Raw genomic sequence first — 25029 nt, 5'->3', positions numbered from 1 at the left:
TTTACATGTAAGAAGTTATTGACAATCTTTTTCTTGAATCGAAAATTTAAACAGTTCTGCGTTATTCATATCGTAAAAAACATAGATAAAAACAGCCCCTTTTTTGAGCAATGAGCGTGTTTCATAATCGCTACATAAATAACTTTTATTGTTGTCAAAGGTTGTTTTAATGAGTGTGCCTTTATCGGCTTTCAGAATTGTTTTGACGTGTTCATTAGCGGAATTGATGCGGTTTCGGTATTCAATGGCATTGTTGACACTGACAATGTCTACGAGGGTTGTGTAATCATCTAACATCATAGGCAGATGTTCTTTCGTGCCATCTTTGATAATGGAAAGAATTTTTGGGATATCTTCTTCTTTTATTTCATCTAAGTCGCTTGAATCTTCGGCAATGAGTCTCGAAATAAGTGCTAAAATAATCAATAATCTTTTCATATCATTCCTTTGTCGGAATTTTACAATAAAATCATTAAGTTAGATGCCACTTTTTGAAAGGAAATGCAAATTTTATGAGTTATTTAGAGTGGTTTGAAACACATGCTAACAAACATCATCGCATTGTTCAAAAATTGGGTGCACAAAAGTATACAAAAGAGATGATGATTGATTATTTTCTTTTCGATAATATGGTTGAAAAAGAACCTGATTTTTGCCTTTTGTATGCTACCAAACAAAAATGTCATCCTCTTAAAGAACTCAATTGTTATTTATGTGCTTGTCCGAATTTTCGCTTTAATGATGAAGGATTGAGTGTCGAAAAAAACATTACATGTAAAAGTCAATGTTCAATTCATTCCAAAAAAAGTGGGGTGTTTGTATATGAAAATGTGAGCCATTTAGATTGTTCAGCATGCAGTGTCCCTCACACCAAAGCTTACATAAACAAACACTTTGATGTGGAGTGGAAAAAGATAATGCAAAAATGTTTGGTTACATCTCCAAAGGCAGAGAACTCACAATAATACCATCACGATCTGCATAAAGATAATCGCCTTCGTTAAAGCTAATTCCTCCAAAATTTACCGTTACATGTAAAAATCCCTCACATACTTCCATCGTCTTTTTGGGACAGGTTCCGAGGGCAAAAAGTCCTACGTCAATCTCTTTGGTATTTTTAGTATCACGTACATAACCGTTGATCACAATTCCAGCCCAATTATTTTCATAAGCAAATTTCATGAGGTTGTCCCCAACAACGGCGGTATAGTTTGCATCAACATCTACCACAGCAATTTGGCCATAACCTTCGCTTTTAAGTAGCTCAATGAGTGTTTTGTTACTGCCTGAAAGTTTGACCGTAACAATTTGCCCCATCATACGCTTAGCACCACCGTACGATTTCATAATAGGTTCAAGCACTTGGGTGTATTCTGGAAATTTATCGCAAAGATCTGCCGTGTAAAATTTCATAGTGACTCCTTCTTTATTTAAATAGGTGTATTAAATTTTGTTGATTGGAAATAATCGATTGTTTAGGCGTGGTAAAATCCACCTTTCCCTTATGACATGTTCCACAGGTTTTGAGCTCTTGATGGGCATTCACATCTTTTTGAGCATAGACTTTCTCTTGTGAATGGCAATCAAAACAATCTCTGCCGCATTGACCATTTTTTGATGGCTGATTGTGACAGGTGATGCATTCATTTAAAATGGCATGATTTTGGTCATTGATGTAAGGTCTAAGCTTAGAATGACACTCCAAACAACTTCCACCACAGGCAACTAACAAGCTCTGTAAGCTCATAACGAGAAGAATAAGAAACAAAAAGGCTTTTTTTGACATGGACTCACTTTAGAAAATTTGTGTTAATTATACCTTTACAAAGGTTAAGATAGAATGCAACATTATTAAATTTTTAGGTCAGTCCATGAAAGTAGTTACAGGTGTAGTGGGTAATGACATCCATGTGGTCGCAAACAGACTCATCGATATATCATTGCAAGCGAGAGGTTTTGAGGTGTTTAACCTAGGGGTCAATACCTCTTTGGAAGAGTTTATTGACGCTGTTGTTGAAACAGATGCAGATATTCTACTGATCTCTTCCCTTAATGGCGAAGCGGAGGGGTGGTGTCGTGACTTGCAATTTTTGCGCTCTGAGTATGATCTCAAAGAAGTTATTTTTGTGATCGGTGGCAATTTAGCGGTGGGTGAAGCGGCGCAAAGCGACATTATTCCCAAATATAAATCGTATGGGTTTGACCTTGTCTTTCATCAAATTGATCTCAATACGGGACTTGATGAAATTGAGCGTTTTGTAAAGGAGCGAGCATGAGTTTACTCCAAAAAGAGCGTGATGTCATCACCCGCAACGAGTATGCTGATAGTTTTGATTTTGATGAGATTGAAGATTTTATTCGCAATGCCAATAAAGAGATGTTTATCTCGCATCATTTTAAAAAGCGCGATCGTCTTTTAGTTCAACCTCGTGGCGGTTTCCCGACCTATAAAAAGATGTTTGAACTCTATGAAGAGTTTATGAAAGCAGACATCGATGTTTTGCCTCTTACCATCGATAGTAACACACGTCTTAATGACTACGCGATGGCACAAAAGATGCTCACTCTTTCGGAAGAAAACGAGATGGATATGCTCAACGGTTATCCGCTAGTCAATCACGGCTATCGTACTACACGTAAAATGATGACACATTTTAATAAACCTGTCAGCCTTCGCCACGGGACACCCGATGCGAGGCTTTTGGTGGAAACGGCACTCGCTTCAGGCATTTTTGAAATCGAAGGTGGTCCGATTACCTATATGCTCCCGTATTCCAAAAATTTCCCTCTTGATAAAGCCTTTTTATACTGGAAATACGTTGATAAAGTATGCGCATTGTACTCAACGCTCAATGAGCCCATCAACCGCGAATCCTTTGGACCGTTGACCGCAACACTCGTTCCGCCGTGTATCGTCATCGTCATTCAGCTTATTGAGATGCTTCTCTCCATCGAAGAAGGTGTGAAATCTTTTTCAGTCAGTTTTTCCCAAAATGGCTCAATGATGCAAGATATTGTTACGTCGCATGTTTTGAAAAAACTGGCACGTGAATATGCCGATATGTTTGGTGGAAGTGATGCTATCATCAACCTTGTCTATCATCAATGGATGGGTGCATTTCCACGTGATAAAAACCTCTCTGACTCACTCATCAACACCAATACGGTCATCGCAGCGATGGTACGAGCCGATAAAATCATCATCAAAACCCGTGATGAAGCTTTTGGCATTCCCACTATGCAGTGCAACGCCCAATCGGTTGCCAATACCAAATACACGCTTCGCACGCTTAAAGGACTGCCCGTCGTACATGACGCAGAAGAAGAAGAGAATTTGGAACTGGAAGTGCGAGCTATCATGGACGCGGTTTTTAACGACCCTGCCGATACGTTGTGGCGCAAAGTGTTCAATACGATTAAAAATGGTTTGATTGATGTCCCTTTTTCACCGCACATTATCAATCACAATGAAGTCATAACGATTCGTGATGAGTCTGGCAATATTCGCATTATTGAAAAAGGCAAACTTCCACTACCTGATCGCTGTTTTGCGTATGAAAAATCAAAGGTCAATCTGCCTGAGAGCAAAACCGAAGTCATCAATAAAATTATCCATGATATAGGGGCAATGCTATGAGTAAACTTCTCATTGATGTAGGAAGTACCTACTTTAAAGTCTGCCAAGAAAGTGGTATCAGCCAATATTTTAGGGATTTTAAGAAAGATATTTATGATGATTTGATCACCAAGTGCGGCAATATCTTTGCAAACTATCAAAAAGAGGATATTTTTATCTGTTCTTCGGCGAATGGTGGGTTAAGTACGCTGATTATTGGGTTGACTAATTCTTTTAGTTTGAAGTTTGCCAAAAATATAGCGTTTAATTCAGGCATTAACATCATCGATACGATTTTGTACAGTAAAATTGAAGAGAGTAAGTCACCTAGTGAACTCATTGATGTGGTTATTATTGTCGGTGGAATTGATGGTATTGGCAACGTGTTTGATAAAAAACTATTTGATTACCTCCAAAACGTGCAGTATAGCAATATTGTCTATGTGGGCACTAAACAAGATGCGTCATTGCTAAGCGAACAAATTCCCGAGCTTAAAGTGCTTGGAAATATCATCACTGATAAATTACATGTAAACGGTGGTGAGCTGAAAGAGTACTTGACAAACCTTTATCAAGCGGACATTGTGGGTAAAGAAGATATCAAACATCTCTATGAAATTACGGCGAATCAAATCTATTCAACGCCGTACATTGTCAATCGCTCTTTACCATTCATTGATGCAAATTTTGAAGTGGTCAATCCCTTCATTGTGGTGGATATTGGAGGTGCTACGACAGATATCCATTACAGTCGCGATTTAGTGCGCGATAACATTGTGAGTGAAAGTGGTTATGATCGTTTGGTTTTTAAAAAATTGGGTGTCTTTAAGTCACGCGAAACGCTTATTTTTGCAGCGAAAAACAATGAATTTGTGTATGAGTTGTTAGCGTATCTGAATGTGACAGAGAATATCTTGGAAGAGGAGAGTGAGAAGGCTTTACGTATTTTGATGCAACTCTCCATTTTTTTGGTACTTTACAAAGTTTCAAGACTGCATCCTTTGTATATAACACTGCAGTTAGAACTTCTAAAAACGATTGTTTTAACGGGAGGTATCACCAAAGTGCTCTCCTATGAAGAGGTCGAGACTATTATGCAGTTTTTCTATAAAAAAGTAATGAATTTACATGCTATTCCCAATATCGTCATGGATTATAATTATGCAATCTGGACGTTAGGAATGGAAAACAATACTGATATAAGGAGTTAATATGTCTATTAATTGTATTCGTGCACTCATTGAAAAAGCTGCTGTAACATGCCCTGATAAAGTGGCTATCATTGATGGTGCTAAAAAATTAACCTATGCTGATCTGTTTCGTAAGGTCAATCAAATAGCACGTTACTTGAGTGAGCTTGCACTTCCAAGTGGTTCACGTATCGGTATTTATTCACACAAAAGTAGCGAGCAAATTATTGCGATTTTAGCACTTCTCTCAACAGAGCATATTTTTGTTCCTATTTCACGTCTATTGAAACCTGAGCAAGTAGAACATATTATCAATGATTGCAGTATTACTTGTATTATTACCGATAAATCAAAGATTAAAAGCATTGATGAGATTAATTTTCAAGGTAAAATTATCACTTATGAAGCGAGTGAGCGTAATATTGTCTCCTTTGAAGAGATCTATAAATGCTGCAGTGATATTTTTACATGTAATATTGGCGACTATAAAAATGCGGCGATCACCTATAGCTTTGGACTGACGGGTTTCCCTCGTGGTATTGTTATCACGCACCGCAATCTCATCGATAGTGCCAGAGTTGCTTCAAATTATCTTGAACTTAAAGAGAGTGATGTCCTTTCTGGAACATTGCCTTTTATTTTGGATTACGGCCTTAATCAGCTTTTTTGCTCCATTTACAACCATGCAACGTTGGCGCTACACTCCTTAGCGCTTCCAGCAGATTTTTTTAATCACCTTATCAATGATCATGTAACGGTTTTACCAATCATGCCTCCGCATATTACGCAGATGTTTGAAAGTGATCCTAAGCGAATTCCCAATGCAAAGCTTTTGGGTAATGTGCGTATTGTGACCTCTTCAGGTGGAAAAATTACCCCTAAAATGATTGCGGATATTGAAGAGCGTTACCCTAATGCTAAGTTTTATTCGATGCATGGTCTTACCGAAGCCTTTCGCTCAACGTACCTTGACCCAGCACAACTTAAAATCCGTCCTAATTCCATTGGAAAGCCAATTCCTGGTGTGGAGATTCATGTTATCAATGAGCAAGGTTTTGAGTGTCAACCACGTGAAATTGGTGAATTGATCCATCGTGGTGGCTACATTTACAAAGGCTATTGGAAATCAAAAGAAGATACGCAAAAACGGTATAAAAGCATTGCAATCTTAGACAAGGTGGTCAATTTAGAAGGTGATCTGACCGATGAAATTGTCGTCGCAAGTGGCGATTTTGTGTATAGAGATGAAGAGGGCTATCTCTACTTTGTTTCACGCAAGGATGATATGATTAAAGTCAGTGGTTTTAGAATCAGTCCGTATGAAATTGAGAGCGTTGTTCACGATAAATTGCCTCAAATCAGCCAATGTGCTGTTTTTTCCATCGAAAATGAAAAAACAGAAGAAGAGATTGTGATGGTCTACAGTGCATCACGTGAAATGTCTAAAAATGAGATTTTATTTGAGCTTAAAAAACATCTCCCAAATCACATGATTCCTTCCATTGTTGTCTATAAAGAAAAGCTTCCACAAACCAGTCTAAGTGAAGCTAAAATTGACAAGGAATCTTTGAAAAAAATGGTTATGGAGTTGCACTAAAGGCTTACATGTAAAGCGATGCTTAATCGAAGCTCATGCAATTTTAAGTAAAGCTAAGGTAAAATCCGTACCTTAAATTATTTTTTATTAAAGGAAATTTTGATGAAAAGAACGTATCAGCCACATAGTACCCCTAAAAAGCGTACACATGGTTTCAGACTTAGAATGAAAACTAAGGGTGGACGTAAAGTTATTGCAGCACGTCGTGCTAAAGGTAGAAGCAGATTGGCCGCTTAAAAGATTATGAAACTCTCAAGGCGACGAGAGAGTATTCATACGTTTATAACCATGCAAAAAAATGGCATTATGAAGGTGCCTTAGTCTTTTACAATAACGATACAACAAAAAGAGTTGGCTTTACGGCAAGTAAAAAAGTCGGTAATGCTATCAAGCGAAATTTAGCCAAAAGACGATTTAGGGCTATATTTTTAGAAATTCAACACACTTTACATGATGGCGTGTATGTTTTTGTAGCAAAAGAGAAGATTAATCACATATCGTATGATGCTTTGAAAAAAGGGATTATATGGTCTTTGAAAAAATTAAACTGTGTTAAAGAATGAAGTCTTTAGCATTGTTGTTGATAAAGCTTTATCAGAAGTTTTTTACACTGATTGGCTATGGAAGTTGTAGGTATTATCCGACATGTTCGCAATATGCCAAAGAGCAGCTTCTACACAATAGTTTTTTAAAAGCTATCTTTTACAGTTTTATACGCATTTTGAGATGCAATCAGCTTTTTGCTGGAGGAATCGACTATCCAGTCGTGACTAAAAAATTTGTATCTCCTCTTCCTCTTTCTCTCAAACAACCATGCACTCATCGTATCACTTTTTGGTTTGTACCAAAAGATATGCAAAGTTTTTACGTGGTAAAATCTTTTAAAACAACGAAATAAAGGGAATCTCGTGACAGATAAACTCACTCCGCAGATGCGCATTATTATTGCCACTGTATTATCATTTTTATTTTTTGCTCTGTATGATCATTTTTTTTATCCCCAAAAATCCTCCGCTTACTGAAACCACAACACTTGAACAAAATGCAACGCCATCATCAACCACTAGTGCACCTGCTGACGTAAAGTCTGTGAGTAGTGTAGATGTTGCTGGAACTCCTAAGAGTTCATCCAATGTAGGTGAAATTATTACAACAATTAAAGCGGCTGGCTACGAAGTTCAGATCGACAGACTTGGCAGAATTGCAAAGTTTTATCTTGAAGAGGCCAAATATAAAGATGACAAGGGTGAGCGTTTTCAGCTTATCGATGCTTCTCAATCTCTTTTACCCCTTGAAATTCGATTTAGTGATAAAGCCATCAATGAAGATGCTTTTGTTATGTCTTACAGCGCTGACAAAGATAAAATTGATGTCAGTGAAAATGGTAGTAGCGTTGTTTTAACGCAGACTCTCAGCAATGTTGTTGTCACCAAAACCATTACCTTCTTTCCTTCAGGTAAATATGATTTACATGTAAAGCTTTCAACGCCTAAAGAATATTTTCTTTCTCCCGGTGTTAGACCTAGTATAGCGGTTGATAGTTACACCTTTCATGGTGCGTTAATTAAAAAATCTGATGGTAGTATTAAAACGATCGCAGATGGCGATGCTAAAAATGATGATCACTTCGCAAATGCAAAAATTGTAGCTGGGGCGGATAAATACTACACCACATTTTTTTATGAGCTGGGTAAAGGTTTAGAGAGCGTTGTTTCTGTTGGTCAAAATAAAAATCCACTTTTATTCGTTAAAGGTGAAGAAGATTTTAAACTGAGTGGTTACATTGGACCTAAAGAGCATGTAAAACTCAAAGCGATTAGTCCTGAGCTTACAGATGTGATTGAATATGGTTTCTTTACGTTTATTTCTAAACCACTGTTTGCACTTCTTGCTTTCTTGCATGGTATTTTTGGTAACTGGGGTTGGGCGATTGTTGCTATGACCATCACCGTTCGTTTAGTGCTTTATCCTTTGACATACAAAGGTATGGTTTCGATGAACAAGCTTAAAGAGCTTGCACCAAAAGTAAAAGAGTTGCAGAAAAAATACGCGGATGATAAGCAGAAGCTTAATACGCATATGATGGAACTTTACAAGAAAAACGGTGCGAATCCAATGGGTGGATGTTTGCCAATTGTCTTGCAAATTCCTGTTTTCTTCGCCGTATATCGTGTTCTTCAAAATGCAATTGAGCTTAAAGGTGCACCATGGATTTTTTGGGTGCAAGATCTAGCGATTAAAGATCCTTATTTTATTTTGCCGGTGGCAATGGGTATCACGATGTTCTTACATCAACGTATTACGCCAACAACCTTTACCGATCCAATGCAAGAGAAAATTATGAAGTTTTTACCACTTATCTTTACTTTTTTCTTTGTAACTTTCCCTGCAGGTTTAACACTTTACTGGTTTACCAACAACGTAGCATCTATCGTACAACAGTTTTATGTCAATAAACTTTTCGCAAAAAAACATGAAGAGCAAAAGGTCGAGAAATGATCAAAGTAGAAGCAGCAACACTCCAAGAAGCTTACTCCAAAGCCGCGAGTGAGTTGTCTTGTTCGGTCGTAGATTTAGATATTAATATTGTTCAAAATGGTTCAAGTGGATTTCTTGGGCTTTTTAAAAAAAGTGCCATTATTGAAGTGCAACGTAAAGGCACTAAACCTGTGAGAGAAGAACGCGATCGCAAAGAATTTGTTCCTCACCGTAATGAAGAGAGTAGTAGCAATAACGAAGCTGATTCATCTTTTAATGATGAGAGAAGAGACCGTAATAGGCGTAACAAAAATAGACGCAATAAAGGCAAAAAAGAGTTTCCACGAAGTGAGGCTGGTGAGAAAAAAATTGAATCAGAAACTGCTATTGTTGTTCCATCAAAAGAGACAACAGCTCCTACTCTTGAGCCTAAAGTCGAAGTTGTCAAAACGTCTGTTAAAGAGCCAAGACATACTATCGTTTCTACTGCAATTGACCAAAACTTTCATCATGAAAAACGAGAAATTAATGATGTAATTGATGAAGTTCGTATGCAGATTAAAAATCTCTTCAAGTACAGTTGTTTTACACTTGAAAGTCCTATTATTTCAAAATACAGTGATGATACAATTTTGATTGAATTTAGTGGTGAAGATGCAGCGTTGCTCATCGGTAAAGAAGGGTATCGTTATAAAGCACTTTCATATTTGCTCTATAACTGGATCAATCTTAAATATGGACTGAATATTCGTCTTGAAATTGCAGAATTTTTGAAGAACCAAGAAGAGATGATTGATAAATACCTTGCCCCAGTTATTGAGCGTATTCGAAACAGTGGTAAAGGACAAACAAAAATTTTAGATGGTGTTCTTATCAAAATTGCCCTTGAAGCACTTCGTGCTCAGTTCCCTGAAAAATATGTCGGTATTAAATCAGGAAAAGATGGCGGAAAATTTATTGTTGTCAATGATTTCAATAGGAAAACCGCATAGATACTATTGCTGCTATTGCCACAAGTGCAGGGATTGGTTCCATCGCGATTGTTCGTGTCAGTGGTCCCAATGCCCTTGCGTTGGCTCAAAAACTTTCTCACAAAAAAACCTTTGATCCACGCCTTGCCACACTAACATTTTTGCACGATTATTTGGGTGATGCTATTGACCAAGCCATTGTGATTTATTTTAAAGCACCTCACAGCTTTACTGCTGAAGATGTGGTTGAATTTCAATGCCATGGTGGTAGTGTTGTTGCAGGGATTGTTTTAGAAGCGCTTATCCATCATGGTGCACGACTTGCCAATCCGGGTGAATTCTCCAAACGCGCTTTTTTAAATGGCAGAATTGACCTCTCTGAAGCAGAAGCTATTGCTGCGCTTATTGAGACAAAAAGTGTGGATGCTGCTAAAATGCTTACTCGCCAACTCAAAGGTGAACTTCGAGATTTTGTTTTACATGTCAGAGAATTATTGATTGAAATTCTTGCTTTTGTTGAAGTGAATATTGACTATGCCGAAGAAGATTTGCCTCTGAATATGATCGAAAATATCAGAGTGAAGTTAGATATACTTGCTAAAGAGCTTTTAAAAACCTATGAGAGTAGTAAACGCCGGCAAGGACTGATGCAAGGCTTTAAGATCGCTATCGTAGGTAAACCCAATGTCGGCAAAAGTTCACTGCTAAATACTCTTCTTAGTTATGATCGTGCCATCATTAGCGACATCGCTGGGACAACACGTGATACGATTGAAGAAGAACTGCGCATTGGCACACATTTAGTGCGTATTGTAGATACTGCAGGCATCAGACAAGCGCATGATGTGATTGAAAAAATAGGAATTGAGCGTTCTATCGCGGCTATTGAAGAATCTGAGATTGTCATTGCTCTATTTGATAACAGTATGCCATGTGATAACGAAGATAAAGAGATACTAGCATTACTTCAAAATTATGCAGAGTCAAAACAAATTTTAATGGTTCTCAATAAAATTGATTTGCCAAATCACTTTGAGACTCAACATTTAGGACCAGATTTCATAGCGCTTTCATGTCAAAGTGACAGCTATAAGCTTACTCAAAAACTCGAAATACTTTTAGATCAAACAACAACCGATGACAGCATAATGCTTACGTCTGCACGCCAAATTGAAGCTGTTAAAAAAGCCTATGAAAATGTTCTAAACTCTTATAAACTACTGGGAGAAGGGGAGCTTGAGCTCTTTGCTTTTCATATCAATGAAGCCATTCATAGTATATCATCGATCACAACTGCCTTTGAACGTGATGAGATTTTGGAAAAGATGTTTAGCAGTTTTTGCCTTGGCAAGTAAACATTATTTATAAACTATTTACCTCAATATGTTAGTATAAAAATACTATCAGAAAGGGGATTTTATGTTTACAACGATAGAAGAGTTCATTAAAAAAGAGTCTTCTTCTGGAGTTATCTTAATCATCGTAACACTCCTCGCTCTTTTGTGTCAAAATAGCTTTTTAACAGATTTTTACACTCATTTTCTTCATACACCTGTTCAAATAAGTATAGGTTCTTTTGGTATTGTTAAACCATTATTACTATGGGTCAATGATGGATTGATGGCTATTTTCTTTTTTCTTGTTGGGCTTGAAATTAAACGAGAAGTTCTTGAAGGCGAGCTCTCTTCTAGGCGTCAAATAGCATTACCAGCTATTGCAGCTCTTGGCGGTATGATCATGCCTGCTCTTCTTTTTACTTTTTTTAATCATGCAGATTCTTTTTCTATGAAAGGTTGGGCTATTCCTACCGCTACGGATATTGCTTTTGCATTAGGGATTCTTTCACTTTTAGGCTCTCGTATTCCTACTTCTTTAAAGATCTTTTTAATGGCTCTGGCTATTATTGATGATCTTGGGGCTATTGTTATCATTGCGTTATTTTATACCAGTGATTTATCATTAGTATCCATTATTGTAGCTTTATGTGCTATTATTATATTAACAACGATGAATTATCTACGCGTTGTCAAAAAAGCTGCTTATATCTTAATTGGGATTATTCTGTGGGTGAGTGTATTAAAATCTGGTGTTCATGCGACCATTGCAGGTGTTTTACTCGCCTTTTGTATTCCTCTTTATTCTCACACTAAAGAGGGTAAACGTTTTTCAATGCTCAAGGAGATGGAACATGGTCTTCACTCTTGGGTTGCCTTTATTATTCTTCCACTGTTTGCTTTTGTAAACGCAGGTGTTGATCTTAAAGATGTGTCACTAGGTGCACTTTTTTCAGATGTTTCCTTAGGTATTATGCTCGGTCTTTTTTTAGGTAAGCAGTTAGGTGTTTTTGGTTTAAGTGTATTGGCAATTAAATGTGGATTAGCTTCTTTGCCAAGTGGCAGCAGTTTTAAACAGCTTTATGGTATTGCAATTCTTACAGGTATTGGTTTTACCATGAGTCTTTTTGTCAATACGTTAGCCTATAATGATACTGATTTGTTTCATTATGCTGATAAATTAGCGATTTTATTGGGCTCTTTTCTCTCTGGACTTGTTGGATATTTATTTTTAAAAAGTATTCCCAAATCTTTATAACACCAATCTAAGTTATAATTGATTACAATCTTTTACTGACTCTGAATATTAAAAAAGGAGCCGCAAAGTGAGACAACTTAACCTAACTAAACGTCTTTTTTGGATTGTGGCTCTTTTGGTTTTATGTGCCAATGCTTTTGTTATCACTTATTTATATCAGCAAGCCGAAGATTTAGCAAAAATTCGCGCCTATTCTAAAGCCAAAACACTTCATGACTATTTTATGGCAATGCGTTTAGTCTATCATCAGCAATTTTTAGAGAGCGGTATTGATCTTAATGACTCCACGATAGGTTTCCTTCCCGCGCATGCTTCAACCCATATTAGTGATGAGTTTTTGAAGCGTTCTACACAAGGCATTACGATTCACAATGTTTCTGATCGTCCACGTAATCCTGTAAATAAAGCCGATGATCTTGAGATGAAGGCAATTACATATTTCAACCAAAACCCTGATAAAAATGAGACAATTAAACTGGTGAATGAGGGGGGAAAAGAGTTTTTCTTTTTTGCTTCTCCTTTGCGTATACAGGCATATTGTTTAGCTTGCCACGGAGAAAAAAATGAAGTTTTACCTTATATTGCAAAACGTTACAATAATGCATATGGCTATAAATTAGGTGAAGTACGAGGTTTAACCAGCATTAAAATTCCTAAAAAGACTTTATTTGATGATGTCGTAGGACTTTTTTGGAAAGAAACTATATTTAGCTCAATGGTAGTGATTGGTTTATTGGTTTTGATGTATATGGCAATTCGAGAGTTGACCAAGCGCGATGTTGAACAGAAAAAAGAACTTGAAACATTAGTGTTACAGCGGACTAAAATGCTTACTCAAAAGAGCATAGAGCTAGAGAAATCATATGCGCAACAAAAGCACCTTTACGCAGTTCTTCGTACGGTTGCTGATAGTAATCAAATTTTAATTACGACTCAAACATTAGAAGCGTTATTATCTGAAACAGCGAAATGTCTTTTTGCAAATACATCTTTTGCCCATGTAAAGATTTCACTCTATGAAAATGGAGCTTTACATGTAAAAGAATCTTTTGGTTTTGATGAAGAACACGATATCAATCCGATAGAAAAAGAGGTTTTTACACAGGGAGGATTTCGTATTCTTACTCCTACAAGTGAAAATTTACCTCACAATTGCCAACTAACAATATTGCGCTACAATGTAAGTGAAGCCTATATTACGGTACTGCAAAGTGACAAGTTTGCACCAAAATCATTAGGTGTTATGAGTATTTGTACAACTATGCCAGAGGGTTTTAGTATTGAAGAACGCGCGATGATCGAAGAGTTGGCGGGAGATATCGGTTTTGCTATTAATTCATTTTTGCAAAAAGAGAATATCTTAAAACTTTCATATTATGATTCTTTAACGAATCTTGCCAATAAAATCTTACTAACAGAACAAATTAAACTTTGTATTAATGCCAATAAACATAAAAATACTTATGGAGCATTACTCTTTATGGATCTAGATAATTTTAAATCCATTAACGATCTCAAAGGGCATACGGCTGGCGATAAATTGTTGATAATGATGGCACGCCGCCTTGAAAACTTTACAAAAGAGCACGATATTGTTGCTAGATTTGGGGGTGATGAATTTGCCCTTTTATTGCCAAATCTTACAAATAGTATCGAAGAAGCTGCCAAAATAGCAGAACATTCTGCAATGCAAATTCTACTTGCAACGAAAGAACCTTTTTTGATTGATGCCTATCTTTGTTATATTACTGTGAGCATTGGTATTAGTCTTTTTGATGGAGATGAGGATGCCGCGACATTATTAAGCCATGCTGATAGTGCAATGTATACGGCAAAGTCGGATGGCCGTAATACCATTCGTTTTTTTGATCCGCATATCCAAAAAATAATGGAAGAAAAATCTTCTATGCTACAGCAGCTTAGAGATGCAATTGATTCTGAACAGTTTGTTTTATTTTACCAACCGCAAGTTGATGCTAATGCTAATGTAACAGGAGTTGAAGCTCTGATACGTCTGAAGGCAACCAATGGTGAGTTGATTTCGCCTATGCAGTTTATTCCTTTATGTGAAGAATCTGGTTTGATTATTCCTTTAGGCGATTGGGTTTTAAAAGAGGCTATGGCGCAAGTGAAATATTGGCAAAACGATGTTGAAAAATCTACATGGCGTGTTTCGATTAATGTGAGTACAAAACAGTTTGAGCGTGAAGATTTTGTAGAAACTGTTCAAAAGACATTAGCCTCAACTCAGATCAATCCATCGTTAATCTGTTTAGAACTAACAGAAAGTCTTTTGATTCGAGATAGTGCTAAAGCATTGGCGAAGATTCGTGAGTTAAAAATGTTAGGTGTCTCTTTGTCCGTTGACGATTTTGGAACAGGATATTCTAGTTTGCAGTATTTGAAGCATTTGAATGTTGACGAATTAAAAATTGATCAATCTTTTGTACGAGATTTTATCCTCAATAGAAGTGATGCTTTGATTGTTGAGACCATTATCTCTATTGGTAAAAGTTTCAATATGGAAGTGATTGCGGAGGGCGTGGAAACAAAAGAACAATTTGAATTGCTCAAAGAGATGGAATGTCACTATTTTCAAGGTTATTTCTTTGGAAAACCAGCAGCTTTTGATGCGATTTAAATCTTTACATGTAAAGATTTAAATCGCTTATCTTTAAAAAAATTATTCGCGTACGACATCATATCCTCTAGGGATTTCAGCACGGAACAGTTCTTCATCTAAAAAAAGGTTTGTTGTCTGGTTTGAAAAACTAATTTCAACAGCATTATCCAATTTGTCACGATAAACAACCTTGTCAATACTATCTTTATGTGCAAAGATTGTATACGTTGTGTCCATAAATTTTGTTACATATTTATTCGGAGCAATCTCTTTAGCATCTTGCAGTAATTGTGCAATATTGGGAGTATTGTCCAGTGTTGTAATAATCGCTTGTTCTAATTCAGGTTCAATAATCAAAACATGTGTATTGTTAAAGTAAATTTTTTTAGCCACAGGTTTTTCGTAAATCCAAAGTGCCTTTTTATCGTTTGTAGCGTAAAACATCCCCTCATAGACAATTGTTTTATTTTGATCGTTGGTCACTTTTTTGAGTGAAATCACTTTGAATGGTTTTAAAGTGGTCAATCTTGGCAAAAAGGAGTGTTGTCAAACAGAGAAACATCCAAAAAAATCGCATAAATTACTCCTCGTAAAGATAATAAGATATGGAGTTTTATCAAATAGATAGTAAAAGTATGATAAAATCCCAAGTTTTAAGAAAAGTTAATAGTAAAAAAGTAATGAAAATAGAGGTGGAATCAGATGCTATTGAGTAATATTGTTCGTAAAATTTTTGGCACTAAAAACGATCGTGTTGTTAAAGAGCTTCAAGCACGCGTTAAAAATATCAATGCCTTAGAGCCAGTGTATGAAAAATTAAGCGATGAAGCCCTAAAAGATGCCTTTAATGCTTTTAAAGCAGACGTTCGATCAGGAACAAAAACACTTGAGACTATTTTAAATGATGTCTTTGCTATTACAAGAGAAGCAAGTAAACGAACGACGGGTATGCGTCATTTTGATGTACAAATGGTAGGTGGATTAGTGCTTCATGGTGGAAATATTGCAGAGATGAAAACAGGTGAAGGTAAAACGCTTGTGGCAACACTTCCTGTTGTTTTAAATGCAATGTCTGGCGAAGGTGTTCATGTTGTAACGGTCAATGATTACCTTGCAAAAAGAGATGCCGCTGATATGTCACGTATCTATAACTTCTTGGGTTTAAGTGTTGGTATTGTGACCAATGATTTGGACAATGACGCTAAACGTAAAGCACAATACGATGCAGATATTACGTATGGAACGAACAATGAGTTTGGATTTGATTATTTACGTGACAATATGCGTTATGCCGTTGATGAAAAAGTTCAACGTGCCCATAATTTTGTTATTGTTGATGAAGTGGACTCAATTCTTATTGATGAAGCAAGAACGCCTTTAATTATTTCTGGTCCTGCAAATCGGACATTAGATGGCTATAAAATTGCAGATGGTGTTGCTCAAAAGTTGACTAAAGAAGCAGATTTTACGGTTGATGAAAAAAATAGAACTGTTTTAATGACCGAAGATGGCATAAGTAATGCTGAAAAACTTTTTGGTGTCGATAACCTTTATAGCCTTGATAATGCTGTTCTATCTCATCATCTTGATCAAGCACTTAAAGCACGCTATCTATTTGTTGCTGATGTAGACTATGTTGTGCGTGAGGGTGAAATTATTATTGTTGATGAGTTCACGGGACGTTTAAGCGAAGGAAGACGTTTTAGCGAAGGGTTGCACCAAGCCTTAGAGGCTAAAGAAGGCGTGATGATCAAAGAAGAGTCTCAAACACTTGCAGACATCACTTTCCAAAATTATTTTAGACTTTACAATAAACTCGCAGGTATGACGGGAACTGCACAAACAGAGGCAACGGAGTTTGCACAGATTTATAATCTTGATGTAATCTCAATTCCTACAAATGTTCCAATGCGCAGAGAAGATATGAATGATCTTATCTATAAAACGGAACGTGAGAAATTTGAAGCAGTTATTAAAGATATCAAACTGTGTCATGAAAAAGGTCAACCCGTTCTTGTGGGTACGGCTTCTATTGAAAAAAGTGAGTTACTCCATTCGCTGCTTAAAAAAGAGAAAGTTCCTCATTCTGTTTTAAATGCGAAGAATCATGAAAAAGAGGCGCAAATTATCAAAGATGCAGGCGTTAAAGGCGCTGTAACGATTGCAACTAATATGGCAGGTCGTGGTGTTGACATCAAGCTTGAAGATGAAATTAAAGCCCTTGGAGGTCTTTATATCATTGGAACAGAACGCCATGAAAGTAGACGTATCGATAACCAGCTTCGTGGACGTTCAGGTCGTCAAGGCGATAATGGAAAAAGCCGCTTTTACTTAAGTTTGGAAGACAACCTTTTGCGAATTTTTGGAAGTGATCGTATTAAAGCCATTATGGAGCGTTTAGGAATTGAAGAGGGTGAACATATTGAATCAAAAATGGTGACTCGTGCAGTTGAAAATGCACAGAAAAAAGTAGAAGCACTTCACTTTGAATCTCGTAAGCACCTCTTGGAATACGATGATGTCGCTAATAAACAACGTAAAGCAATTTATAACTTTAGAAATGATCTTTTGAATCCTAACTTCGATATTGAAACAAGAATTAAAGAGATTCGTGTGGATTTTGTGACGAATTTACTTTATAAAGCTGAGATTTACGAAGGTATTGCAGAGACAGAGTATAACATTGAACATCTTATATCTATTCTTCAAGATGAATTAAATGCTTCATTTGATGTACAACAATTACAAAATTTAGAGTTTACAAAACTTAAAGATGTGATTATTGAAGAACTTCAAGAGAGTTTTGATGCCAAAATGTCTGTCGTTGATGAGACTCAACGTAAAGAAATTGAACGTATTTTATACCTTCAGGTTCTTGATAATACATGGCGAGCACATTTATACCAAATGGATATTTTAAAAACAGGTATTGGTCTTCGTGGGTATAACCAAAAAGATCCTTTGACCGAGTATAAAAAAGAGAGTTATAACCTTTTCATGGAGCTCGTAGAACAAATCAAATATGAATGTTTTCGAACATTGCATATTGTTCAACTTCGTGATAACAAAGAAGAAGAAGAAAAGCGTGCTATGGATGAGATGATTCGAAGGATGGAAGAGGCAAATGCCAATGCTACACTTCAACATCAAAGCCCTTATGCAGAAGAAGATGATGAAAAAGATAAAAAAGCAGCACGCAATGAGCCATGCCCATGTGGAAGTGGTAAAAAATATAAACAATGTTGTGGTAAGAGTGGTCCTAAAAAAGGGCTTTTAGCATAAGGGCCTAGCGTGCAAAAAAATCTTAGTTTTTACCTTGTCAAAAAGTATTTACGTTTTGACAAGTCTCAACCTTTTATTACAGTTATTTCGCTTTTGGCTTTTTTTGGGGTAGCTATTGGATTGACCGTCCTTATGGTTGCTATGGCGATTATGAATGGATTTGATAAAGAGTTTGAAAAAAAACTCTTTACCATGAATTATCCTCTCTCTATCTATTCACGTAGTTTTTCTCCTGTCAATCAGACTCAACTCAATGCACTGGAAGAACAGTTTCCAAAACTCAAGTTTAGCCCCTATATTTCGACACAAGTGATTATCAAAAAAGGTAATCGTTTGGAAGGTGGCATGCTCTTTGGTGTGAATTTCGATCAAGAAGCAAAAATTAATGCTATTGTAGCTGAAGCTATTAAAGGGAAGACGCTTGATAAATATGATTTGATTACAGGTAGTGAAATTGCTAAAACACATCTTTTTGCACAAGATGAAAAAGCGACACTCATCTTTACCAAAAATGATCCTGGTGGCATGAGCCTCATTCCTAAAATGAAACGCTTCAATTTTCAAGGTTCCTTTCGTTCTGGCTTGATGGCGTACGATAAAGCTTATATGTACACAACCCTTGATTCATTAGCGCAAGTTATGCAATATGAAGTTGGTCAGTTTGATGGGATTCATATTTATTCGGGCGAACCATTTGTGGATATTGAAAAAATTCGTAAAGTTCTCCCTGATGACTTAGGCATTGTGGGTTGGTGGCAGATGAATGGTAACTTTTTTGCAGCTTTAGCGCTTGAAAAAAGGGCTTTATTTATTGTTTTGATGCTTATTATTTTAATTGCTTCTTTAAATATTATTAGCTCGCTTTTAATGACAGTCATGAATAGGCGCAAAGAGATTGCTTTATTACTCTCTTTGGGTGCGTATAAAAAAGAGATCAAAAATACTTTTTTCTATCTAGGACTTGTGATTGGCGGTGGAGGAATGCTTTTTGGTATTTTACTTGGGGGGGTGGCACTTTTCGTATTAGGTTCATTTGATATTATCTCTTTACCAGCAGATGTTTATGGAACAGCGAAATTACCATTAGATCTCTCGATGCTTGATTTTGTACTTATCGTCATTGGAACTAGTTTTATCGTAACGCTTTCTTCCTATTATCCAGCGCATAAAGCAACACAAATTAATGTGCTTGATACGTTAAGAAACGAGTAAAATTAGATGTTCAGTAGGCTTTTCAAGCCTACTGAAATAAATCTGTTGTAATATTGCAATTCTCTTCAACGATATTATTGAGTTTATGTAAAAGCGTTTTAGCATCTACTCCATCATCTGGGTAGGTAACCACATTATCATACGGTTTTTGATCTAAAAAGCTTTGAATACCAGAAAGCACCTCTGTAGCACCATTCCAGTCGGTTCCTGTAAGCATAACTACATAATGATTGCTATGATTAAAGATAGCATCTGTTCTTCTTAAAATTCTTTGGAACATCTCTAAGCTATCAATCTCTTTACGGTCCTCAAGTGAAAAGAAAATCAAGGAGAAAGGGACTTCATCTTTAATACCAAAGCGTTCTAATAGTGCTATATGATGGTCAATAAGATTTGTTAAATTGATTTTAGAAAAAGCAATTCCAGACATGATAACTCCTTTGATTATTCTAATTTATTTTAATTGTACTCTAAAATTTATGCAAGCGTTTCGATTTGTTCAAAATTAAAATAATTATAGCCTTCTTTGTGTTCATAGGTAAAGTTAATGTGGTGTGCCTTGACAATATGATGTACAATGTAAAGTCCTAAGCCAAAACTTTGATGTGAATTTTTTTCTTGTACAAAAGGTTCAAGATAATGCTCCAGGTCGTAGGTAAGAGGTTTGCCTTGGCTGATGAAAGATATTTTTTCTTTAGTTGCTATAATTCTTATTTTTTGATCGATGGAGTATTTTATACCATTGTCAATCACATTTTTCATAGCGGTGGTGAAAAGTCTAAAGTCTACATGTAAAATAATTTCATCATCAATCATATCAATTTCGATCTGTTTTGGATTAATCATTGCAAGATCAATGGCTTCATCAAGCATATCAACTAAGCGATAAGGTTTGATGTTTTTGAGACCTTCACCTGAAGTAATCTGCTCAATCGATGCAAACTCATTGATAAGCAGTTCAAGCTTTTCAAATGTACCGATTAAACGATCACGTTGCTTCCCATTCTCAAGCATTTCAGCACTAATACGACCTTTAGTAATAGGGGTTTTGAGCTCATGCATAATGTTACGCAAAAAAAGCTGCCTTGAGTGATTAAGTTTATTGATTTGTTCAACCGCATTATGAAATGAATTTGCTACCTGAGAAATTTCATCTTCGCCATCTGTTTTACAATTAATATCAAGATCTCCTTTTGCAAAACGGTCCATCTGGCGCTTAAGCTTACGCAGAGGTTTTAGTTTACGAATCGTTAAAATATAAGCAACAATAATAATGGCAAAAACAACGCCAAAAATTGTTTTAATAAGATCATAACGATAAGGCTGAAAATCTTCATCTTTGAGAAGGAGTGAAGAGTATTTTGTTTCAATGTGTAGATAGTGGTTGTTGTCATAACGTAAAATAGCACTGGTACCAATACGATCAGAAATTTTTTGAATCACTTGTGCATTTTGAATGATGAGAGTCTGTGTCTCTTTATCCGTAATTTCACGCATTTGGTACCCTTGTACCTGTCTTTTCAGTTCATCGTTGGTAATAAAGTTATTGAGATGAAAGAGTGTTGCACGCGCTATAATCGAATATTTTGCATTGAGCTTATCGGTATAGCTTTGTTTGTCATATTCCAATAAAAAAAGTAACGCTAAGAAAATACTCACAATACTGATAGCAAAAATAAAGGTAATACTGTAAAAAATAGAAGATTTGGTCATTGTAAAAACTTATATCCTACGCCACGGACGGCATGAATGTATTTGGGCTCTTTGGGGTTTTCACCAAGTTTTTGACGAATACGTCCAATAATCACATCAATACTTTTATTCGTTGTCTCTTCGCTAATAGCCTCAATATTGTAGATAAGTTCTTCACGTGAGACAACACCGCCTTCTTTTTTCATCAAATAACCAAGTATACCGTACTCTGCAGCTGTCAAATGGAGTGTTTTCCCTTGTAAGATGATAATCATTTGTTCTTCATTTAAAATCAAATCTTTTATTTTTTGAATGCTTTGTTCGGTAGCAACAACTCCCTTTTGCCTACGTAATAAGCTCATAATACGTGCTTGTAGCTCTCTTGGATTATACGGTTTTGGTAAGTAGTCATCTGCCCCGTTTTCAAGAGCCGTGACTTTATCTGTAATATCTGTCCGTGCTGATGAAATAATAATAGGAATGGTGTGATGTTTGCGAATCTCTTTGCATACTTCAAGTCCATCAATTCCTGGAAGGGTAAGGTCTAAGATAATAAGATCAAATTTTTTGGTGTCAAGTGTTGAAAGACCTAAATAGGGATCATCTGCAATCGTAATAGCGATATCAAATTGTTCTAAATACTCCATTAAAATTTCAGCAAGCTCCAAATCATCTTCAATCATCAAAATATGTGTCATACACCCACTCCTTACATGTAAAGGATATTATAGCTGATTTAGGAGGCATTTGCCTCCTAAATATTAGGGCATAACGAGGATAGCACGGTAGTTTTGACGGTTAATGACAACACGTTTTTTTACTGTTTTTATACTCTTTAAGGGCGTTATTGAAATCTTTAAGAGATGTGATGTGCATTTGTTCTACTTGAATGATGATATCACCCTCTCTAAAGCCTATTTTTTCTGCTTTGGAATCTTCTTTGACATCCAAGATAAGTACACCTTCTATCTCTTTGGGTATTTGATATTGTGCTCTCGTTTTATCGTTAATTTCTAAAAGGCTTAGTCCCTCAACGGGGCTAGATGTGGTCGATTTAGCTTCGCCATTACTATTGGTCGTTTGGTCTGCTTCCATTTTTGCTAGCTTGATTTTAGTTGATTTCTCTTTTTTATCACGCTCATAGGTAATTGTAATGGTTTTATCAGGAGCGATGGCGGCTACTGTATTTTTGAGTTCATTAGAGTTTTTGATTTTCACTCCATCAACTTCAATAATAAGGTCAGAGACTTGAAGTCCACCTTTTTCAGCAGGTGAGTTTTTCTCGATCATTAAGATCAGTGCACCTTGTTTATTGTCATACAATTCTTTAAGATCATTGGTGAGATCAGCGATTGATATACCCATGAACCCTCGCTCGATTTTCCCCGTTTCGATCAGTGTTGTTGCAATTTTTTGCACCATGTTGGAAGGAATGGCAAAACCGATACCATTATTGCCTCCACTTTTAGAAAGAATGGCACTGTTAATACCAATAAGAGCGCCTCTACTATCGACTAATGCTCCACCAGAATTACCGGGGTTAATGGATGCATCTGTTTGGATGAAATTTTCGTATTGATTCAGTCCAACGTTGTTTTTATTGAGCGCTGAAATAATACCGTGCGTTATGGTCTCACCTACGCCAAAGGGATTTCCAATGGCAAAGACCACATCGCCTTCAAGTAGATTTGATGAGTTCCCAAATTGAGCAACATGTAAATCTTTTGCCTCAATTTTTACAACAGCAAGATCGGTTTTTGAATCTTCACCAATCACTTTTGCTTTATACTCTTTCTCATCATCAGGTAGCGTGATAAGAATCTCTTCTGCCCCTTCAACAACATGATAATTGGTAACGATATAACCATTAGAAGAGATCACAACACCAGAGCCCAGTGAATGTGATTTACGTTCTTGTTGTTTTAGTTCAGGAATACGGTTACCAAAAAAGTCTTTAAAGAATGGATTTTGCATAAGTTCATTAAGTTGGTCATTTTGTTTACTTTTTTTCGTTGTCGCAATGTTAACAACACTCTTCTTGATCTCTTTTATAGCGTTATTGTATGAGAGTATAACATTAGGAGATGTGGCATCAACATGCTGAGAATCTTTAGGCATTTGAGCAATTTCTATGGTTGCTCCAAAAAGAGAAAGAGATGCGATCATGGATAAAAAAACAATCTTTTTCATGGATAAACTCCTTAATAGTTTCTTAGTAAGCATTATAAGGGAGAGAGGTAAATATAAAGTAAATATTAAGAAAACAGCGAGTAAGTTGATTGACCTAGACTAAAGTTTTGTGTTATAATCACTATAAATATTTATACAAGGTTAAAGTCATGAGTAAGAGTTTATATGAGACCTTAGACGTCTCTCAAGACGCAAGTGCGGAAGAGATCAAAAAAAGCCTATCGACGTTTAGCTCGCAAATATCACCCTGACATTAATAAAGATGCAGGTGCAGAAGAAAAATTTAAAGAGATCAATGCTGCCTATGAAATTTTGAGTGATGCCCAAAAACGCCAGCAATATGACCAATACGGTGATAACATGTTTGGTGGCCAAAATTTCCATGATTTTGCAAATTCACAAGGTGGCGGGGCTAATTTAGATGACATCTTGCGCAGCATCTTCGGCGGTAGCGGAGGGTTTGGCGGCTTTAGCACTGGTGGTCGTGCGGGTCACGGTGGATTTGGTGGTTTTGGAAATGCAGGCTTTGGCGGTGGATTTGGTGGTTATAGTGAGCCTGATTTGGATGTAAGCGCCAAAATTATTATTCCTTTCAATGTTGCTATTTTGGGTGGAAAACACTCCCTTTCCTATAACAATGACAGCTTTGATGTGAAGATTCCTGCAGGCATTAAAAATGGTGAGAAAATGCGTGTTAAAGACAAAGGAAAATCGTATCAAGGTCAAAAAGGTGATTTGATCTTAAGTGTGGAAGTTGCTGATAGTCCTGAGTACACGCGCGATGGAGATGATTTGGTAAAGAGTATTGATATTCCTCTTAAAACAGCACTTTTTGGCGGTAAAATAGCTGTTGATACGCTCTATAAAGAGATTACATTAAAAGTCAAAGAAGATACGAAAAACGGACAAAAATTTAGAGTTAAAGAGTATGGCGCACTCAATCGCAAAAATCAATCGAAAGGCGATTTATACCTTGTTGCCAATATTGTTTTGCCTCCAGTATCTTCATTGGATAGTGATCTTAAAACAATGATGGAAGCAAAGTTACCACACTAAATTCTATGTGTGATCAATGGTTTTAGTGCTTGAATAAAAAGTACCAAAGGTGCGTGAGATTGCCACTGAGGCAAACTTAGCGTTAGCGTAGTCTTTAGAGCTTTGCTTTAAAGGCGTATTAAGGATTTTGGAATAAAAAAAGAGGAGCCTCTTATGCACCATGATTATGAAGAACCTGTTTATTTGATTAGTGTAGTTGCAAAAGTTTTAACGATTCATCCTCAAACACTTCGTCAGTATGAAAGGGAAGGATTGGTTAGACCTTCGAGAACCGATGGAAAAATGCGTCTTTATTCACAACGTGATATTGATAAGATCAAGATGATTCAACGTCTCACACGTGATCTTGGCGTTAATTTAGCGGGTGTTGATATTATCATGCAACTTAAAGACAAAATTGATGACTATGAGTTATTGGTTGAGAATTTGCGCTTGGAGCTAAGTGGGCTGACTAAAAAAAGTACGCAAACTAAAAATCCGTTGGTTAAACATAAAAATAGTTATGAGATCATTTTATTTGGGGAATAGGT

General features: G+C 36.4%; 23 protein-coding genes and 2 pseudogenes. 17 read left to right on the top strand and 8 right to left on the bottom strand.

Going from position 1 to position 25029, the window contains the following annotated elements:
- Positions 1-15: 15 nt before the first annotated feature.
- Positions 16-438, bottom strand: coding sequence for a hypothetical protein (locus tag Sdiek1_RS09070; protein WP_087438823.1), 423 nt, complete (start codon positions 436-438; stop codon positions 16-18).
- A 74-nt stretch (positions 439-512) separates the two neighbouring features.
- Between Sdiek1_RS09070 and Sdiek1_RS09065 the strand changes: the two genes are divergently transcribed.
- On the top strand, positions 513-965 hold the full coding sequence (locus Sdiek1_RS09065) for a hypothetical protein (RefSeq protein ID WP_087438822.1): 453 nt from the start codon (positions 513-515) through the stop codon (positions 963-965).
- Here Sdiek1_RS09065 and rraA read toward each other — a convergent pair.
- Together rraA and Sdiek1_RS09055 are read right to left on the bottom strand one after the other, a co-directional pair.
- On the bottom strand, positions 934-1413 hold the full coding sequence (rraA, locus tag Sdiek1_RS09060; RefSeq protein WP_087438821.1) for a ribonuclease E activity regulator RraA: 480 nt from the start codon (positions 1411-1413) through the stop codon (positions 934-936). The two genes, Sdiek1_RS09065 and rraA, sit on opposite strands and share 32 nt — an antisense overlap.
- A gap of 13 nt (positions 1414-1426) precedes the next feature.
- On the bottom strand, positions 1427-1786 hold the full coding sequence (locus tag Sdiek1_RS09055) for a hypothetical protein (RefSeq protein ID WP_087438820.1): 360 nt from the start codon (positions 1784-1786) through the stop codon (positions 1427-1429).
- Between the two features lie 85 nt (positions 1787-1871).
- Here Sdiek1_RS09055 and glmS point away from each other — a divergent pair, with 85 nt between their 5' ends.
- From glmS to Sdiek1_RS08995, 12 genes and pseudogenes are all read left to right on the top strand, one after another.
- Complete coding sequence (gene glmS, locus Sdiek1_RS09050; protein ID WP_087438819.1) at positions 1872-2276, top strand: methylaspartate mutase subunit S; 405 nt, start codon at positions 1872-1874, stop codon at positions 2274-2276.
- Positions 2273-3637 (top strand): methylaspartate mutase, encoded by a 1365-nt coding sequence (locus Sdiek1_RS09045; protein WP_087438818.1) that lies wholly within the window; start codon positions 2273-2275, stop codon positions 3635-3637. Before glmS ends, Sdiek1_RS09045 begins: the two co-directional genes overlap by 4 nt.
- Positions 3634-4827: a glutamate mutase L gene (locus Sdiek1_RS09040; protein ID WP_087438817.1), complete on the top strand. Its 1194-nt coding sequence runs from the start codon at positions 3634-3636 to the stop codon at positions 4825-4827. The genes Sdiek1_RS09045 and Sdiek1_RS09040 overlap by 4 nt, the downstream gene beginning before the upstream one ends.
- Position 4828: 1 nt before the next feature.
- Positions 4829-6403, top strand: a complete 1575-nt coding sequence (locus Sdiek1_RS09035; RefSeq protein ID WP_087438816.1) for an AMP-binding protein — start codon at positions 4829-4831, stop codon at positions 6401-6403.
- A 102-nt stretch (positions 6404-6505) separates the two neighbouring features.
- A complete protein-coding gene (gene rpmH, locus Sdiek1_RS09030; protein ID WP_067176500.1) occupies positions 6506-6640 on the top strand; it encodes a 50S ribosomal protein L34 in 135 nt (44 codons plus the stop codon).
- The gene (gene rnpA / locus Sdiek1_RS09025; RefSeq protein WP_087438815.1) at positions 6628-6966 is read left to right on the top strand and encodes a ribonuclease P protein component; all 339 of its coding nucleotides are present in this window, start codon (positions 6628-6630) and stop codon (positions 6964-6966) included. Before rpmH ends, rnpA begins: the two co-directional genes overlap by 13 nt.
- The gene (gene yidD, locus Sdiek1_RS09020; RefSeq protein ID WP_087438814.1) at positions 6963-7301 is read left to right on the top strand and encodes a membrane protein insertion efficiency factor YidD; all 339 of its coding nucleotides are present in this window, start codon (positions 6963-6965) and stop codon (positions 7299-7301) included. The genes rnpA and yidD overlap by 4 nt, the downstream gene beginning before the upstream one ends.
- Before the next feature lie 34 nt (positions 7302-7335).
- A pseudogene (gene yidC / locus Sdiek1_RS09015) lies at positions 7336-8902 on the top strand (membrane protein insertase YidC).
- Positions 8899-9873 (top strand): Jag N-terminal domain-containing protein, encoded by a 975-nt coding sequence (locus Sdiek1_RS09010; RefSeq protein ID WP_192866736.1) that lies wholly within the window; start codon positions 8899-8901, stop codon positions 9871-9873. Before yidC ends, Sdiek1_RS09010 begins: the two are co-directional and overlap by 4 nt.
- The gene (gene mnmE / locus Sdiek1_RS09005) at positions 9870-11207 is read left to right on the top strand and encodes a tRNA uridine-5-carboxymethylaminomethyl(34) synthesis GTPase MnmE (protein WP_087438813.1); all 1338 of its coding nucleotides are present in this window, start codon (positions 9870-9872) and stop codon (positions 11205-11207) included. The genes Sdiek1_RS09010 and mnmE overlap by 4 nt, the downstream gene beginning before the upstream one ends.
- Positions 11208-11271: 64 nt before the next feature.
- Positions 11272-12444, top strand: coding sequence for a Na+/H+ antiporter NhaA (nhaA, locus tag Sdiek1_RS09000; RefSeq protein WP_087438812.1), 1173 nt, complete (start codon positions 11272-11274; stop codon positions 12442-12444).
- Between the two features lie 67 nt (positions 12445-12511).
- On the top strand, positions 12512-15085 hold the full coding sequence (locus Sdiek1_RS08995) for an EAL domain-containing protein (RefSeq protein ID WP_087438811.1): 2574 nt from the start codon (positions 12512-12514) through the stop codon (positions 15083-15085).
- 42 nt (positions 15086-15127) lie between these two features.
- On the opposite strand, the gene lolA is transcribed toward Sdiek1_RS08995, so the two are convergent.
- Positions 15128-15511, bottom strand: coding sequence for a LolA-like outer membrane lipoprotein chaperone (gene lolA, locus Sdiek1_RS08990; protein WP_238098905.1), 384 nt, complete (start codon positions 15509-15511; stop codon positions 15128-15130).
- A gap of 264 nt (positions 15512-15775) precedes the next feature.
- Here lolA and secA point away from each other — a divergent pair, with 264 nt between their 5' ends.
- Together secA and Sdiek1_RS08980 are read left to right on the top strand one after the other, a co-directional pair.
- Positions 15776-18349 (top strand): preprotein translocase subunit SecA, encoded by a 2574-nt coding sequence (gene secA, locus Sdiek1_RS08985; RefSeq protein WP_202819595.1) that lies wholly within the window; start codon positions 15776-15778, stop codon positions 18347-18349.
- Positions 18350-18358: 9 nt separating this feature from the next.
- Entirely contained in the window at positions 18359-19561 is a 1203-nt protein-coding gene (locus Sdiek1_RS08980) for an ABC transporter permease (protein ID WP_087438809.1), read from the top strand.
- Positions 19562-19589: 28 nt separating this feature from the next.
- On the opposite strand, the gene Sdiek1_RS08975 is transcribed toward Sdiek1_RS08980, so the two are convergent.
- From Sdiek1_RS08975 to Sdiek1_RS08960, 4 genes are all read right to left on the bottom strand, one after another.
- The gene (locus Sdiek1_RS08975; protein ID WP_087438808.1) at positions 19590-19991 is read right to left on the bottom strand and encodes a hypothetical protein; all 402 of its coding nucleotides are present in this window, start codon (positions 19989-19991) and stop codon (positions 19590-19592) included.
- A 47-nt stretch (positions 19992-20038) separates the two neighbouring features.
- Positions 20039-21274: an ArsS family sensor histidine kinase gene (locus tag Sdiek1_RS08970; RefSeq protein ID WP_087438807.1), complete on the bottom strand. Its 1236-nt coding sequence runs from the start codon at positions 21272-21274 to the stop codon at positions 20039-20041.
- A complete protein-coding gene (locus Sdiek1_RS08965; protein ID WP_087438806.1) occupies positions 21271-21951 on the bottom strand; it encodes a response regulator transcription factor in 681 nt (226 codons plus the stop codon). The genes Sdiek1_RS08970 and Sdiek1_RS08965 overlap by 4 nt, the downstream gene beginning before the upstream one ends.
- Before the next feature lie 100 nt (positions 21952-22051).
- Positions 22052-23443, bottom strand: a complete 1392-nt coding sequence (locus Sdiek1_RS08960; protein WP_369688464.1) for a Do family serine endopeptidase — start codon at positions 23441-23443, stop codon at positions 22052-22054.
- 149 nt (positions 23444-23592) lie between these two features.
- On the opposite strand from Sdiek1_RS08960, the pseudogene Sdiek1_RS08955 reads away from it, so the two are divergent.
- Positions 23593-24499, top strand: a pseudogene (locus Sdiek1_RS08955) (DnaJ C-terminal domain-containing protein).
- Between the two features lie 153 nt (positions 24500-24652).
- Complete coding sequence (locus Sdiek1_RS08950) at positions 24653-25027, top strand: heat shock protein transcriptional repressor HspR (RefSeq protein WP_087438805.1); 375 nt, start codon at positions 24653-24655, stop codon at positions 25025-25027.
- The last annotated feature ends 2 nt before the right edge of the window (positions 25028-25029 follow it).

Origin of the sequence: Sulfurospirillum diekertiae, from assembly GCF_002162315.1 — a bacterium.
Taxonomy (GTDB): domain Bacteria; phylum Campylobacterota; class Campylobacteria; order Campylobacterales; family Sulfurospirillaceae; genus Sulfurospirillum.
This window is presented reverse-complemented; position numbering and strand designations above follow the sequence as displayed.

Coding starts and splice junctions, on each gene's coding strand:
- Sdiek1_RS09040 (WP_087438817.1), top strand. CDS start 3,634: ATGAGTAAACTTCTCATTGATGTAGGAAGTACCTACTTTAAAGTCTGC.
- Sdiek1_RS09010 (WP_192866736.1), top strand. CDS start 8,899: ATGATCAAAGTAGAAGCAGCAACACTCCAAGAAGCTTACTCCAAAGCC.
- nhaA (WP_087438812.1), top strand. CDS start 11,272: ATGTTTACAACGATAGAAGAGTTCATTAAAAAAGAGTCTTCTTCTGGA.
- Sdiek1_RS09065 (WP_087438822.1), top strand. CDS start 513: ATGAGTTATTTAGAGTGGTTTGAAACACATGCTAACAAACATCATCGC.
- Sdiek1_RS08970 (WP_087438807.1), bottom strand. CDS start 21,274: ATGACCAAATCTTCTATTTTTTACAGTATTACCTTTATTTTTGCTATC.
- Sdiek1_RS09045 (WP_087438818.1), top strand. CDS start 2,273: ATGAGTTTACTCCAAAAAGAGCGTGATGTCATCACCCGCAACGAGTAT.
- Sdiek1_RS09035 (WP_087438816.1), top strand. CDS start 4,829: ATGTCTATTAATTGTATTCGTGCACTCATTGAAAAAGCTGCTGTAACA.
- lolA (WP_238098905.1), bottom strand. CDS start 15,511: ATGTTTTACGCTACAAACGATAAAAAGGCACTTTGGATTTACGAAAAA.
- glmS (WP_087438819.1), top strand. CDS start 1,872: ATGAAAGTAGTTACAGGTGTAGTGGGTAATGACATCCATGTGGTCGCA.
- Sdiek1_RS08950 (WP_087438805.1), top strand. CDS start 24,653: ATGCACCATGATTATGAAGAACCTGTTTATTTGATTAGTGTAGTTGCA.
- yidD (WP_087438814.1), top strand. CDS start 6,963: ATGAAGTCTTTAGCATTGTTGTTGATAAAGCTTTATCAGAAGTTTTTT.
- rpmH (WP_067176500.1), top strand. CDS start 6,506: ATGAAAAGAACGTATCAGCCACATAGTACCCCTAAAAAGCGTACACAT.
- Sdiek1_RS09055 (WP_087438820.1), bottom strand. CDS start 1,786: ATGTCAAAAAAAGCCTTTTTGTTTCTTATTCTTCTCGTTATGAGCTTA.
- Sdiek1_RS08965 (WP_087438806.1), bottom strand. CDS start 21,951: ATGACACATATTTTGATGATTGAAGATGATTTGGAGCTTGCTGAAATT.
- Sdiek1_RS08975 (WP_087438808.1), bottom strand. CDS start 19,991: ATGTCTGGAATTGCTTTTTCTAAAATCAATTTAACAAATCTTATTGAC.
- rraA (WP_087438821.1), bottom strand. CDS start 1,413: ATGAAATTTTACACGGCAGATCTTTGCGATAAATTTCCAGAATACACC.
- Sdiek1_RS09070 (WP_087438823.1), bottom strand. CDS start 438: ATGAAAAGATTATTGATTATTTTAGCACTTATTTCGAGACTCATTGCC.
- Sdiek1_RS08960 (WP_369688464.1), bottom strand. CDS start 23,443: ATGAAAAAGATTGTTTTTTTATCCATGATCGCATCTCTTTCTCTTTTT.